This is a genomic window from Streptomyces sp. NTD91, from assembly GCF_059510455.1.
Genome location: NZ_JCAJZW010000022.1, coordinates 54,403 through 68,697, shown reverse-complemented (window position 1 = coordinate 68,697; position 14,295 = coordinate 54,403). Strand labels below are relative to the sequence as shown.

Here is a 14,295-nt window from a genome sequence, read left to right as displayed (position 1 = left end):
GGCTCACGTGGATCGTTGTGGAAGAGGGATAAAATCAAACCGATTATGTGGGTGATGGTTTTTCTCGTGCCGCTGGAGATTCTCGCCGTCGAGTTCTTGGTTCCCTGGTCCGTGGCGCGCATCGTCCTGCTGGCGCTCTCCATCTACGGAACTCTCTGGGTTCTCGGCGTCATCGCGACGCTGTCCATTCGCCCGCACATCGTAGGCGACGGCAAGATGGTGCTGCGCTTCGCCCACTTCGTGCAGATCGCGATCCCTCTCGACCTTGTCGAATCCGTCCGCACGAGCCGGCACAGCGGATACCGAAGGGCCGTCCAGATCGAGGGCGGGGTCCTCGCGATGCCCATCGGCGACTCCACCACGCTGAGCGTCACTCTGCGCGAGCCCTATCCAGTCGCGCCCGAACCCGGGAGGACGCTCCAGGAGGTACGGGAGATCCGATTCGCCGCGGACAGCACCCGGGAGGCCGTTCGCGTCCTCACTGCCAACATCTCCGCCAACTGATCTCTGCAGCTCTGGTCCGCGCGTCACAGCAGGCAGGCTTCCGTGCCGGCGGTGCCGTCATCACCGCTGGCGCCGCCGATGCGCCTCGGCACGTGGAAACACCTGGCCGTAACGAGCCTCGCCCGCACGGTGATCGCGGTGATGACGGCACCGCACCTCGGCACCGGCCCCGAGGCTCGCCCAGAGCACCAGGTCGGGTGCGAAGTCGGCCGTGCCATGACGAGACGGGTGCCGCGGCCTGCACGGGACTCGGCCACGGCACCCACCTCCCGGAACACCACGGACGGAACGCGCCCCGGGACGGGTCGCCGGTTGCCCAGGAAACGCAGCCGTATGCTCGCCCGTAAGGGTGATCACCAGCCAGCCCTCGTGCCGGGAGACGCGGGTCTCCTCGAAGTTACGGATGTGGTCCATGCCGGTGGTGGCCGGACCTTCGGGTTGCTCATGGCGCGGAGCCGCTGTTCCAGAGCATCCGGGAAGGGCTCTGACGGTGAGGACCAAGTCGACGTGTTTCCTCTCCGCCAGGAACGGTCCGGATACATGCTCCGACGGCTCCACCCGTTTTCCGGCGTGTACATCAGGCGTCGTCGGTGGAGCGGATCGCCGGGACTGGAACGTCAGAGCGCTCGGGCCCGACGCCAACGTCGCCGAGAGGAAGTTCGCCCCAGGCGGCCAGGTTCTCTGCTTTTCAGGGTGGGACGTAACCCCGCTGCCACAGCGTCTTCAGAGTGTGGACGACGAACAGGATCTCGGATGAAGCGCCGGTACGAAGAGGAATTCATGGCGTTCGCCGCTGCGCGCTCCGCACCTCTGTTCCGCTCTGCGTGTGTCCTCACCAGCGGTGATGTACACCTCGCGGAGGACCTGGTGCAGGACACGCTGGGCCGCATGTATGCCACCTGGCGCAAGATCGCGCAGATAGACGACCCAGCGGCCTACGCCCACACCGTCCTCGTACGGATCTACCTGTCCTACCGCCGCCGGCGCAGCAGCTCTGAGCGGCCCACCGGCATCCTGCCGGACTCCGGTGCCGTCACCGAGCACGACGCCACGCTGCGGGTCACGTTGCTCGACGCTCTCGGCCGGCTCTCCGCACGGGACCGGGCCGTGCTGCTCCTGCGCTACTGGGAGGACCGCAGCGTCGAGCAGACCGCCGAGATCCTTCAGGTCCGGCCGGGCGCGGTACGCAACCAGAGCATGCGCGCTCTCGCCCGGATCAGGGACCTTCTGGGGCACGACCTGTCCGAGCTCGTCAGCTTCTGACCCCGGTCCCGCGGCACCTACCTCGCCCTCTGCACCGACCCCGAAACGCGGTGACCCGCCATGCCCATCGAAGAAGACTTCACCGAAGCCCTCCGCACCACTCTCCTGACCTTCGAGCCGCCCAACACCCCGTCACTCGTGCAGGCCGGTGTCCGCAACGGCCGACGCAGGCGCCGCCGCCGCGCCACGGCCGTCGGCGTGGGCGGAGCAGCCGTACTCGCGCTCGTCGGGCTCGGCGCGGCGGCTGTTCCCGGACTGCCGACGGACGGGCGAACAGCCGGCCACACGCTCGCCGGTCCGGCGGTCACGGCCACAACCGGCTCGGCCACGGCATCCGCCACCCCGAAGCCGACCTTCACCGGCACACTGCCCGCCGACCGCGCCCTTGCCACCCTGACCTCGCTGCTGCCGCCCGGCCTGTCCCATTCGAGCGCGCCCGGCGGCAGGCGGTCCGGGCAGCTGTGGGTGCATGACGGCCACGGCAAGTCGCTGCTCGAGGTGCACGTCTCCCGGCAGACCTCCACCACCGCGATCCGCGACCACGTTTTCGCCGGCACGGCACCCTTGGCCGACGGAACCCTGATCGAGTCCCGGCAGGCACCGCCCGGAACGGGCCCCGGGCACGTGGTGGTGAACGTCCTGCATCCCGACGGACTCTACGTCACCATCATGGAGTGGCAGGCGGCGAGCCATAACGCCCCCTCGACCCCTTCCACGCCGGTCCTGACACTGGCCCAACTGCGAGCCCTCGCAACCAGCTCGCAGTGGCAGTAACGCCCGCAGCGGCCGTGCGGCGGGCCGAGACGAACACGGCGCGGGCAGACCACCTCGGCGTTCGGCGACTGCCTGGCCGCGCCCGCGCTCGCGCCGGCGGTACTGATCTGCCTGCAGGCGCGGAACGACATCGAGCGGGCGGCGCGAAGCCGGCACGGCTCCCTGGTCGGACCTCCCTCGCAATGAGCCGCACCCAACCCAACCGGCCCTCCACGAGTCCCCCTTACGGATGTTCCGTCAGCCGTCACCCCCCTGAAGGTACGAGGAAGTTCTCATGACGCAGCCCCTCAGATCGCGGAGGCATGCCACCGGCCGGAACAGGGCCGAGAAGGCGGACCCGGCGGAGTTGGTCGGTGGTGGCAGGGCTGCCGTGCGCCGTGCGAGCAAGAAGCCTGGCAGAAGGCGCGCGCTCAAGGTCGTCGGGCTGTTGCTCGGGTCCGTGCTGGTGCTCGGCGCCGGCACTGCCGCCTACGCGTACTGGAAGCTGAACAGCAACATCGAGTCCGACGACCTGTCCGCCAACGGCAAGGACGGCGCCGGGCACGAGAAGGTCGACGGGTTCGGACGCAGCCCGATCAACATCCTGGTCATCGGATCCGACGCCCGTAACAGCGCGGCGGACTGCAAGCTCGGGGGCGCTTGCGGAACGGCCGGCGGCGCACGAGCCGACGTGGAGATGATCGTCCACATATCCGCCGACCGGTCCAACGCCACGGTGATGAGCATCCCCCGCGACCTGCGGACCGGCTGGAGCGGCTGCCACGACCCGGGCCACCCGAGCATGCCGGCGCAGACCCGTGCGCAGATCAACTCGGCGCTGAACGGCGGCCCCGGCTGCAGCGTCGTCGCGGTGCACCAGCTCACCGGGATACCCGTCGACCATTTCATGGTGATCGACTTCGCCGGCGTGGTGGCGATGTCCAACGCGGTCGGCGGGACGCGCGTCTGCGTCGACAGGAACGTCTACGACCCCTACAGCCACCTGAAGCTGAAGGAGGGGTGGCACACGCTGAAGGGCGATGCCGCGCTGGAGTTTGTGCGGACCCGGCACGGCTTCGGTGACTCCAGCGACAGCCGCGGCCGGACCGACGCCCAGCACATCTTCCTCAATGCCCTCCTCGACCAGATGGAGAGCAAGGGCACGCTGAGCAGCCCGTCGAAGATGTGGGGCACAGCCGACACCGCGACCAGGGCGCTGACCGTCGACAGGACTCTGGACTCCGTCAGCAAGCTCATCGGCCTGGCCCTCGACCTCAACAAGGTGCCCGCCGGCCGGATCACCTGGGTCACCATGCAGACCCGGGACGTCGACCTGCCGGGCGGCGGGTCCGAGACGCTGATCGGCTCGGGCGCCAAGGAGATGTTCAAGACCATCGCGGACGACGAGTCGCTCACCGCGTCCACCGGGAAGAAGGACTCTCCCTCGGCGACCGCCGGCCCGGTCTCCGCCGCCTCGGTCGCCGTCCACGTCGAGAACGGCACCGGGGTGTACCACCGGGGGTCGGCGATCGCCCAGGCGCTGATCGACCAGGGCTTCAGCAAGGAGACCGACTCGGGCAACGGGACTCTCTCCACCACCACCGCGCTGACCTACCCGGCCGGGCAGAAGGCGCAGGCCCAGGCGGTCGCCAAGGCGCTCGGCCTCCCGTCCGAGGCGGTCGAGCAGGGTACCGGTTCCCAGATCGTGCTGCTCATCGGCAACGACTGGAGGACCGGCGACACCTTCCCCGGCGGCAGGCCGGCTCCGCCGCACGTCGACACCCGGGTGGCTCTGAAGGGCTCCCGCCAGCAGACCGGCGACACCAAGAGGTGCGCGACGGTCAGCCCGTACAACGACGTCATCGGGCTGGACGCCGACGGTATGCCCACCAGCGAGGACCACCCGCCGTCCAGCACCTCCCCGACCGAGGCGTACGCCCTTGCCAAGAACGTGAAGGACTCTGCGCCGTAGGCCTCCGGTCCCCCGGGCACGGTCGCTCGACGACCCGCACGGCAGTGCGGGCACCGGGCTTGTCCGTCAGCCGACTCGATGAGCGGGCGGATGGGCTTGAGCAGGTGTTCGCCGGGCGGGGGCTTGATGGCCGTGAGCGGGCGCACTCGGCGGGGGTGGAGTCCACGATCCAGGTGTCGTCGTGCCACAGGTCGCTGTCGTGGGCGGGAGTGCGGATGAACCTGCTGATCGGCGTATTGGCGGCCCTCAGGCGTTAGTTGTGCGCGGACCGCCCGGGCCGGTACGGGAACGCGGCCGCCAGACGGACTCGGGCGAAGCGCAGTCGGCGGGTCTCGGAGACGAACCCGCGCAGGCCCGCATCACCGCCGGCGCCAACAGTTCGGCATCGCTCAGGTCCGGCGGGCGGCCCCGTCGGCGCGAGCCCGCCGGAGAGTCGTCGATCTTCACGTGCAGTGCAGTCGCGAGGGCTTCGGGGCCTTCGTCACAAACGGGCCTCCGTCGGCTGCACGTGGTTCGGCTGCGGCGCGGAATCCGAGTCGTTCGTACAGGCGGACCGCGCTCGTCTTCTGGCTGAAGACCCCGAGCTCGACGCGCTGCAGGTCCAGTAGGGTGCGGTTGATCCGGTTGAAGAAGTTGGTCAGCGCGACCTCCAGCTGGATGGCGCCGATCTGCTCCTCGGTGAAGTGGGCGTTGATCTCTTCCCAGATCTCGTCAGTGACGCCCGGCGCACCGTCCTGCAGTCGGGTTGCGGCCTCGGTCAGCGCCAGCGCCGCGCGTTCCGCGTCGGAGTAGAACGGCGCCTCGCGCCACGCTGCGACGTTGTGCAGCCGCTCGTCGGTGTCACCGGCCTTCTTCCCGCCGGCGACACTGGCGTAGACGCACGCCGAGCAGCTGTTGATCTGGCTGGCGCGCAGGTGGACGAGCACGAGCAGCTTCGGGTCGACACCGCCGACGGCGATCGCCGTCTGGAGGTGCTGGATCGCGGTGCACACATCGGGGTTGTGCGTGTTCTTGTTCTTGAGCCGGTTTTCCATGGGGGAGTGCTCTCCTTCGGCGGGTTACGTTGCGGCGCCTGTGCGCGTCATCCCTATGACGGAGCAGCTTCCAGGGAGGTAACAACATGGCCGGCACCCATCCCGCGGACCCGATCGCCGATGCCTTCGAGTCCCACCGTGACCGGCTCCGCGCCGTCGCCTACCGGATGCTGGGATCACATGCCGACGCGGAGGACGTGGTCCAAGAGGCGTGGCTGCGTCTGTCCCTGTGACCGCCGGTGGCGGTCACACCCCCGGTGTGCCCTGCCCGTGCCGTCCGGCACCGGACACGGAAGAGCCGTTCCGATGTCAGGCGTGGCTGAGCCGGTAGGTCATGGCACGCAGTACCGAGGCGGCTCCGGCGTTGTCGATCTTGTCGTTCATGGCGTAGAGGCCGAGCATGGAGATGGTGGCGCCATGCTGGACGAAGAGCTCCTGGCTGTCTGGGGACAGGTCAGGAGCGGAGGCGGGCTCGCCGGCCGAGTCGCGGCCGACCAGGCGGTAGGCGGCGCCGTCGCCTCGGGTCGCGGTCCGGGTCAGCGTCCAGTGGTCCGGCCTGCCGGAGTCGATGTCGATCGGGTGGCCGCTGTTGAGGTGCTCGGCGCACCCGGCGTAGTCGTGCCCGATGACGTCCAGCGCCTTGCGCGCGGTGGTGCTGTCCTTGAAGTGGAAGAGCGCCTGGCTTGCCTGCACGTGCCGGTCCACGCCCTGGAACTGCATCCCCGTGACCGAGGTGACGTGCAGCTGTTCCGGAGAGCTGAATTCGCAGGAGTACAGCGCCTGCCAGGGCCCGGTGCTGGTGTGACGGGTCTTCGGCTCCGCCTTCCAGCGGAACGTGGACGCGAGCGGCAGCTCGCCGCCGGACAGCCAGGGCGAAGAGTGCGCGGTCCGGGCGGCCGGGGTGGCTGCCTGGGCGGCGGGCGCCAACGAGGCGGCCGCTCCCAACGCCACGGCTGCGGCGGCCGCGGACGCGGCGATACGCGAGGCGATGCGCTTGTGCATGTCGATTTCCCCCATGTGTACGGCTGGTCTGTCCAGTCGTACACATCGCCCCCCGGATCGTGTCGGCACCCCCTTGGCAGAGCGTTTCCCCGCCGTTTGCGGCCGTTTCCGTGGTGAGCGATGGCCAAAGCCTTTCAGTCGCGCGTCGCCGTTGTGTTCGTCGGATGCCACCGCTGTGCAACGAAGATCGGCAGCTCGCCGCCATTCCTCGACCGAAACGGTTGAGATGCCTGCTCGAGGGCAGTGTGGCACTCGGCTTCCTGCGGCCCATGCCATGTCCGGTTCACCGGTGGAGCAGCGCGCTGACGATCTCCCGCGTCTCGCAGCGGCCCTCGTGGCCGCTACGAAGGGGTCCTGGGCCTTCCATCCATGCCGTGACCACGGGCTCGATCAGGGCCCGGCGTTCGTCGGTCAGATCGCTCCCGCAGGGCTCGCGACTGTTCACGCAGCCACCTCGGCACGGCATCGGCCCGGACACCGGCCCCGGGTGGCAAGGCCACATGTTCAGGCAACGTCAGAACGGATATCGAGGCGCGTATCGCCCTCTCGGAGGGCGGTACGCGGACTGATGCCCGTTTGCTGTTGCAGCTGGGTGCGGATCCCTTCAGGGACCGCACCTTTGTGGATACCTGGAACATCGCAGGTCGCTCTTCCTCCGGCGCTGATGGCCAGGCGTGGCACGTCACTCCTCGTCGACGGTCTGCAACTCGATGGGCCCATCGGCCACGTCCATCGTCTGTGGCGTCGCCAGCAGGTTGTTCAGTCCAAGGGTCAACTGCACGACGAACATGCTCAGTAGGACGGCCAGGACTATTCGGACCAGGCTGTAGATGGCGTCGACGTTCGCGGCGGTCTCGTAGTCGCCGGGCGTTCGGAGATTGGAGTTGATCACGAAGGAGACGTAGACCGCGGCGAAAACCGACAGGAACCACGCCCCGTAGGTCCAGACGACACCGCGGCCGCCTGGCAGGGCCCTGGTCCATCCCAGCCCGATGTCGGTGCGCGACATGGCGTTCGCGTGGCCGGCGCGTGCCCACCGCTGGTAGGCGTACAGAACTGCCATGAAGACCACGAAGCGCAACATGCTCGTGGTGTTGATCGTTTGGAGTGCGGTGTGCAAGGTCTGCGGGTCGTAGCCGTGGTGAGCGGCGGCCAAGGCCCACTGGTGGGCCCGCGTGCGCTCGGCGGAGAACCGCACGGCCTCGCTGACGATGGCCGCCGCGGCCGCAGCCAGTACCGTGAGCAGTGGGCCCGTCATCGAAACCCGCCCGGGACTCACCTTGGACTGGACCAGCAACGCCGCCTTGGCGTTGCGCCCGCGGCGCTGAGGCGGCTTCGACAAGTCGCTCTCCTGCTGACAGTCCGGACACAGCCCTTTGATCCCGTCAAAGGCAACTTCACGCCGCCGACACTTCCGACACGTCAGTAGCATCCCGCGCCCCCTCTTTGCTTGATCGCGGTTGAATTGAGCGCCGCATCCTATTGGGCCCGTCGGAGAGGCGTCGATACCTCTGACGCAGTGAAGATCGAGAAGGGGTGCAGGTCCCCTGAGGGGATCTGCACCCCTTCCCAGGAGACTCCAACACGGCCGAGCCCTCCGGCCGGCGCGGATGCCGCGGTCCTGCACGTTCCGGTCACGACAGATGGTGACATTACGTCACGTGCCGCCCGCTGGGACGTCTTCAGGCGCTCGTGGATGTCGATGAGGGCGGCGACGACGTCCGGGTTGTCCGCCAGGCCGACGCACTGCCCGAGCGCGGCGAGGACGGGCACGGCGTCGGTCTCGGCGGCGAAGTGACGCAGTGGTCGCCGGAGCGGTCCGTCACCATGTCCCGCGGGACCGGGATGAGTCCGGTGTCCAGGATCTCCAGCGCGTCGACGGTGAGCCGGGCCGGCTCGCCAGGTGCCGGCGGCCGGACCAGAGTGCCGGTGACGTGCGGCAGGTCGGCGGGCGGTATGCCGTTCAGCAGCTCGTGGGTGATCCGGGGGTCTCCGCTGTTGAGGTGACGACTGTGTCTGGGGCGTCGTCGGCGGGAGCGTCGGTGTCGGCGGGGCGGACGATCAGGTCGAAGGTGGCGGTGCCGCGCGGGCCGGGGGGGCGGGTGTCGCGTCGACCCGTCCGTCGACGGCGCAGTGCTTCAGGGGCGTGATTGGTGGTGCAGGCAAGTAAGGCATGTCAGCGTTTGATGCGTCCACGGATCGCGAGGACACCGAGGGCGAGGAGGGTGGGCTCGAGGAGGCGGGAGGTCATCTCGATGTAGGTGCCGACAGTGGTGAGGTTCTGCCCGCTGGAGCGGAACACCACGGAGTTGACGACGACGCGGGTGGCCTTCTCTGTGCGGGCCCAAGACCACCGCTGTGACCATCCGCCGTGCAGGGCGGGATCGGGGGTGCTGGTGTTGAGACTGATCTTGCTGCCGTTCAGGGTGCCGGTCGTGGCGGGATCGGGGTCGCGGGTGGGCAGGCCGAGGACCATCAGCAGCAGCACGGTCAGTGACATGGCGGCGAGCAGCCATGTGAAGGCGCGCGAGGCGCGCAGGCCGTAGCCGGACAGCAACCAGTACCCCCACAGCAGGCGGCGTTCGCCCTTCGTGGTGCCGGTGGTGTCATGGCGGCGCATCTCGCACTCGCCGTAGTAGAAGTCGGCGGCGCCGGGTTCGTTCTTACCGTCCTCGAAGGCTTTGCGTAGCTGCCTGTACAGCGCGGCGACGTCTTCCGGGTCGGGGGTGCGGGCGGGGTCGGTGTGATGCGGTCCGGGACGCCACAGCCGGGGTTGCGGCGCCGCGCCTTCGGTAGGGACGGGCTGGTCGGCGATGTGGGCGCGCCAGTGGTGTTCCTCGGCGAGAGTACGTCGGGGGGTGAAGCGCACCGGCCGGATGCCGCGGCGCTGCCAGCCGATGGGAGTGGGGGCGAACGTGGTGCGGCCCTCCAGGCGGATCTGGTCGAGGTGGAAGGCCCCGGAGAACAGACAGTCGGCCAGGTCGATGTCGGTCAGCACCAGGTGCGCGGCATCCACGCCCTGCACAGAGACGACCCGCACCCGGTCCGGGGACCTCGGCTGCCGACCGGGGCCCGCGAGCAGGCCCTCACTCACAGGGCTGTCGCTGTGGATGAAGTGAAAAGGGGCGGGGTGGGCGATGACCGCGACGGGGTCCGCCAGAACCGCGTGACCGAGGTCCACCGCCGCGTACCGCACGCGGAGCGTTGCAGTCGACTCCCAGCGCGTTCGCTCACACACCACCTCCAGAGCCGCTATCTCCAATGTCACCGGCAGGACGAACACCGCCCCCGACAACACCACTTGTCCCGCACACACCAGCGGTCCCAAAACCGACACGTCTTCAAACCGCACCCCGTCGAACGAAACGTCGTCGGAAAACTGAGCCGACGCAAACATGGCGTGGCGGGTGAACTGCGCCCCGTCGAACATGGCATAGCCGGAAAACTGTGCCTCGCCGAACGAGGGGATGCCGCAGAACTGCGTCTCGTAGAACCCGGCGTGGCCGGAGAACTGTACATGGGAGAACCAAGCGTCGCCGAAGAACTGTGCCCAGGAGAACCGGACCTCGCCGGAGAACTGCGCACTGCCGAACGTGGCCTCGCCGGAGAACTGCGCCCTGTGGAACCAGGTGGTGCCGGAGAACTGCGTGCCGACGAATATCGCCTCGCCACAGAACCGTGTATCAGTGAACTCTGCGTCACCGGAGAACCGTGCGTCAGTGAACTGGGCGTCGCCGGAGAACTGCGCACCGGTGAACTTGGCTTCGCCACAGAACCGTGCATCAACGAACTCGGCGTCACCGGAGAACTGTGCATCAGTGAACTCGGCGTCACCGGAGAACCGTGCGTCAGTGAACTGGGCGTCGCCGGAGAACTGCGCACCGGTGAACATGGCGATGCCAAGGTGGGGTTTGCCGGTGGAGGGGTCTTTGAGGGCGTTGAGAAGATCTCCCAGCAGTTGTTGGGTGAAGGGGGTGCCGCGGTGGTCGCTGTCGGCGCGGGGGGACAGGCCGGCTAGGTAGGCGGTGCGGTTGGTCTCGGTGAGGTGGGCCAGGCACGTGCTGTGGCCAGGGACGTGAATACCGGGGCAACCGGCCGGAGCGGTGGCCGTGTTCGCGCCGTGCCCGCAGTGCGGCCAGGGGGGAGGCGAAGGGGTGTTCATGGCGCGGCGTCTCCACGGGTGTGTGTCGGGTGCCCGTATGGACGCTCGGGGGACCGAGGCCGGTTCAGGCCCCCCGACGGACGTGTCCGTCATGCAAATGAGCAGCTCAGACACCGCAACCACCCACTGAGCTGCTCATAAAGCAGTGCTTGGGGCGGTTCTCGATGCCCTTGGCGCCGGTCAGGATACGGGTGACGTGCGACGTTCGGACGCAGATACCGCGGATCCAGTCGCCCTCAGGGAGGGGCGCCATGCTCATGCCGCTCGCCCCGCACGGCCGTGCCCGGCCTGCCCGCGCGGCGCCCGTTGACGGACGGCGTGGCAGCGTGCGCGGCGGTCGCCAGTACCGCGCGGCCGGAGTACTTCCCGTCGTAGAGGGCCGCGTCGGCGGCCCACCGCAGCACGGTTCAGGTCGCGGGAGCCGACGGCGTGCGGGGTCGCGGTTCCGAGCGAGACGGTGACGTCGACGGCCCCGCCGTCGTTCAGGACGACGGGGGTGTGGAGCATGCGGACCAGCCGCGGCCGCCCGGCCCGGCCGCACCCACGACATCACCGCCGCCCGCCGCGACCACATCCTGGCCCACCTGCGTGCTGCCGGCCTCGGCGCCCTGGCCGACCTGGGCTTCCTCGGCCGGGCCGAGGACGGAGACGATCCCGTGGTCGTCACCGGCTTCGAGGCCACCCGTGCCCGCAAGCTCACACCCGCCGAGAAGGAGGCCGACCCAGTGCTCGCCCCCGGCCGCGCCCCCCGCCGAACGCGGCTTCGCCCGACCCGAAGAACCGGCGGATCCTCACCGAGCTCCGCACCGACCCTGCCCTCGCCACCCACCTGCTCCGCGCGCTGCTCGTCCTGGCGAACATCGAGGTCACCACCGGCAAATGATCCCTACCGCAGGCAGCTCACGACCAGCACAAGCACCCGGAACGGCGTCACTGAGCCGGGATCGGCTGGGTGAGGTTCACCGGGTTGCCGTCGGGGTCCTGGATGTGGGCGACGCGCTGTCCCCACGGCATGTCGTTGGGGCCGCCGCGGACCGAGCCGCCCAGCTCCGTTACCCGGCCGAGCGTCTCATCGACGTCGTCGACACCGATGCTGAGCAAGATCCGCGACGCCTCCCGGTCCCCCGGGTCCGCCTTGGCCACCAGCCCGAGGTCGCTGTCGCCGATGCGCAGGCCGAGGTAGAAGACCGGGCCGTCCTCCGGCACTCGGAAGATCTCCTCGGCGCCGAACAATTCCGTATAGAAGCCGAGCAGGACGTCGTGGTCGGAAGTCAAGATCACTGGCTGGATGGTGGACATGGCACTCCTGTCGAGAACGGTCGTGTCGCTGGGTAGACCGTCCGAGGACGGTGAACTCATCGGCAAAGCCGCCCTGCCGGACGATCTCCACCACGGACTTCCGCCCACGACCGGCACGAGCCCCCCGAAACGAGGTCACGCCACCCCGCTGACCAGCCACTTCAAGAGGGCGGAGCTTCGATGACGGGATTCTGGGCGAACGGCCGCCACTACGGCGACGTCCGGAGCCCGAGGACCACCATCGGGTAGGCCACCCGGGTCGACTGGCGACCGGTCCGATGCATGGGGCCCGACGCCTTCGACGGGTCCTCTCTCGGAGGTGGGTGCCAGACGCTCGAGCGCCCCTCGGCAACCGTGGTCGAGGGGCGGAGGGCGGTGCTCCGGCTCGCAGGGCCGGCGCGCGGCAGCCGATCGGTCGGCGCCCGGGGGGGCGCCGTTTTGCCGTTGCGGCGTATCCCCGAAAGGACGGGCGCGTGCCCGTGCGGGCCCGTACGGACAGGATGCAGGAAGCCCCGCCAGGACGGGGGAGCCTGGCGGGGCCTGGTGACAGTGTTGCACGGCCGGTGACAGGACGGTCGGCCTCCGTATGCCGTGTCCAGGCGGCCTGCCCCGTTCGCAGCGCCCCCCTCGGGGGTGTGGCTGGTGGCCCGTCGGCCGCGCCGCTGTGCGCTCGGATCGGCGAGCGTCGCCATCACCGTCAGCGGGGTCTTGGCCGTGCTGTTCGCACACCAGCGCGTCAATTCTGAGCATGTCGCGCTACGCCACCGTCCGCACGGAGCTGTCCACCCGCGACCGCATCGCCCTGGCCTCCCACACGGAGATCAAGGGGGGCCGCGGCACGCTCGACAGCCAGGTCGAGGGCTCGTTGTGCGAGCCACTGGTCGTGGACGGCGCTGGGGGGCCGTAACAGTGAGCGTTGGAGCAGTGCTTCGCTCCGTGCCAGGCGTTTGCGTACCGCGGATGGCGAGACGGACAGGGCAGCGGCCGTCGGGCTGATGCGTGCATCGAGGCGCAGCCAGGTGGCGAGCGTGTGCCCGACGGAGATCGGGACTTCCGGCGTCCGCAGGGGACGGAACTGTCGTTGTGCCCACGCCACGACGTGGGGCATCGCGAGGAGTTCGTCCAGGCAGGGCGCCGTCGCGCCGGCGTCTGTCGTGGGGTGCTCCGGGCGGAGCGGGACGCCTGCGGCGGTCGCGCGTAGTGCGAGAGCCAGTGCAGCCTGGTCGGCGAGCCGGTTCAGGTCAAGGCCCAGCAGCTTCTGTACGAGTGTGAGGCGAGCCGCCAGGGTGTTGCGGTGGATCTTCAGATGGGTGGTCGCATGGGAGGAGAAACTGAGCCATGACGCGGCCGTGGCGAGCAGTTCCCTGCTGTCCGGGTCCTGCGGGCGCCGTGCGCAGTGGGCGCGCAGCGGCGCGAGGAAGACCGCGGCCCAGGCCGCCGCGGCCCGCCCGATGGTGAGCGTCAGGTCGGGGTTGGCCGCGAACGAGGCGCGCCGTTCGGTGCGGTGGCGTGCCGCGGCCAGGGCGTGGAAGGCCTGGCCGTAGCCGATGGCGAGGTCGCGTAAGGGCACGGGGTCACTCACCCCGATCCAGCAGGTGTCCACCACGGAGGGGGGCCAGGTCGGCTCGGCGGGGATGTCGGGGCGGGTCTCGGAGCCGGCGGGTGCGAGTACCACCAGGTGGTTGACGTACACGGGACACGGCACGATCCACGCGTCGTCGACCGCCCTGGCCCAGGTGTCCGCGACCGCCCTGCGCATCGTGCGCGGTCCCTCGATGAGATACATCCGCACCACGTCGGGCAGTGCGGGTCGCAGCGCCCCCGCGACTTGGCGAGCGGCGGTCACGTGACCGTTCATCAGCAGGTGCACCACGGCTTCCCGGGTCCGGGCATCGGCGTCCCGGAGCCGGCGCTGCTCCTGCCGGGCGTGCTCCAGCTGCCAGCACAGGCTCAGGCCGGCTGCGGCATCGGCGAGCAGGAGCGGCAGACCGGGTGGCATCGGCCGTGGTACCACGGCGGCGAGAAGGGGCGCGCGGGCACCCGATGGGCCGTCGAGGGGAAGAACGACGCACGTGAGGGCTTCCTCGTCGATGGTCGCGGACCTGAGCCCTCGCGCGGTGGCCTCCCGAACCCCGTGCAGTACGAGACCGTGCTCGATCCTGCCGAGGGGCCGTGGGGGCGGGGAGGCAGCGACGCCCAAGTGGTTCACCAGGAGGACGGCGGCCCGGGTACGGTCGGCCAGCCAGCGGAGCAGCAGTGCGGTGCCGCCCTTTCGGGCGGCCCGCTGCATGTCCAGCACGTCGTCG

Annotated in this window: 9 protein-coding genes and 4 pseudogenes; 5 read left to right on the top strand and 8 right to left on the bottom strand. The window is 69.5% G+C overall.

Annotated features, from left to right (window positions below):
- Positions 1 to 54: 54 nt before the first annotated feature.
- The 4 genes from AC5WRT_RS22500 to AC5WRT_RS22485 all read left to right on the top strand — a co-directional run bounded on the left by AC5WRT_RS22500 (position 55) and on the right by AC5WRT_RS22485 (position 4,492).
- Positions 55 to 504 (top strand): hypothetical protein, encoded by a 450-nt coding sequence (locus AC5WRT_RS22500; RefSeq protein ID WP_496095376.1) that lies wholly within the window; start codon positions 55 to 57, stop codon positions 502 to 504.
- Positions 505 to 1,257: 753 nt separating this feature from the next.
- Positions 1,258 to 1,767: a SigE family RNA polymerase sigma factor gene (locus AC5WRT_RS22495; RefSeq protein WP_496095375.1), complete on the top strand. Its 510-nt coding sequence runs from the start codon at positions 1,258 to 1,260 to the stop codon at positions 1,765 to 1,767.
- Positions 1,768 to 1,827: 60 nt separating this feature from the next.
- A complete protein-coding gene (locus AC5WRT_RS22490) occupies positions 1,828 to 2,541 on the top strand; it encodes a hypothetical protein (RefSeq protein ID WP_496100544.1) in 714 nt (237 codons plus the stop codon).
- 274 nt (positions 2,542 to 2,815) lie between these two features.
- Positions 2,816 to 4,492 (top strand): LCP family protein, encoded by a 1,677-nt coding sequence (locus AC5WRT_RS22485; RefSeq protein ID WP_496100543.1) that lies wholly within the window; start codon positions 2,816 to 2,818, stop codon positions 4,490 to 4,492.
- Positions 4,493 to 4,607: 115 nt separating this feature from the next.
- Here AC5WRT_RS22485 and AC5WRT_RS22480 read toward each other — a convergent pair.
- Together AC5WRT_RS22480 and AC5WRT_RS22475 are read right to left on the bottom strand one after the other, a co-directional pair.
- Positions 4,608 to 5,023, bottom strand: a pseudogene (locus AC5WRT_RS22480) (transposase family protein); the annotation flags it as partial.
- Between the two features lie 74 nt (positions 5,024 to 5,097).
- Positions 5,098 to 5,526: pseudogene (locus tag AC5WRT_RS22475) on the bottom strand (carboxymuconolactone decarboxylase family protein); the annotation flags it as partial.
- An 86-nt stretch (positions 5,527 to 5,612) separates the two neighbouring features.
- Here AC5WRT_RS22475 and AC5WRT_RS22470 point away from each other — a divergent pair.
- Positions 5,613 to 5,753, top strand: a pseudogene (locus AC5WRT_RS22470) (sigma factor); the annotation flags it as partial.
- 82 nt (positions 5,754 to 5,835) lie between these two features.
- Here AC5WRT_RS22470 and AC5WRT_RS22465 read toward each other — a convergent pair.
- The 6 genes and pseudogenes from AC5WRT_RS22465 to AC5WRT_RS22440 form a co-directional block, all read right to left on the bottom strand.
- Positions 5,836 to 6,528: a hypothetical protein gene (locus tag AC5WRT_RS22465; protein WP_496100542.1), complete on the bottom strand. Its 693-nt coding sequence runs from the start codon at positions 6,526 to 6,528 to the stop codon at positions 5,836 to 5,838.
- Positions 6,529 to 6,811: 283 nt separating this feature from the next.
- Positions 6,812 to 6,973, bottom strand: a complete 162-nt coding sequence (locus AC5WRT_RS22460) for a hypothetical protein (RefSeq protein ID WP_496095371.1) — start codon at positions 6,971 to 6,973, stop codon at positions 6,812 to 6,814.
- 237 nt (positions 6,974 to 7,210) lie between these two features.
- Positions 7,211 to 7,870: a hypothetical protein gene (locus AC5WRT_RS22455; RefSeq protein WP_496095370.1), complete on the bottom strand. Its 660-nt coding sequence runs from the start codon at positions 7,868 to 7,870 to the stop codon at positions 7,211 to 7,213.
- An 834-nt stretch (positions 7,871 to 8,704) separates the two neighbouring features.
- Positions 8,705 to 10,690 (bottom strand): pentapeptide repeat-containing protein, encoded by a 1,986-nt coding sequence (locus AC5WRT_RS22450; RefSeq protein ID WP_496100541.1) that lies wholly within the window; start codon positions 10,688 to 10,690, stop codon positions 8,705 to 8,707.
- A gap of 930 nt (positions 10,691 to 11,620) precedes the next feature.
- Positions 11,621 to 11,989 (bottom strand): VOC family protein, encoded by a 369-nt coding sequence (locus tag AC5WRT_RS22445; protein ID WP_496095368.1) that lies wholly within the window; start codon positions 11,987 to 11,989, stop codon positions 11,621 to 11,623.
- Positions 11,990 to 12,887: 898 nt separating this feature from the next.
- Positions 12,888 to 13,748 (bottom strand): annotated as a pseudogene (locus AC5WRT_RS22440) (helix-turn-helix domain-containing protein); the annotation flags it as partial.
- Between the last annotated feature and the right edge of the window lie 547 nt (positions 13,749 to 14,295).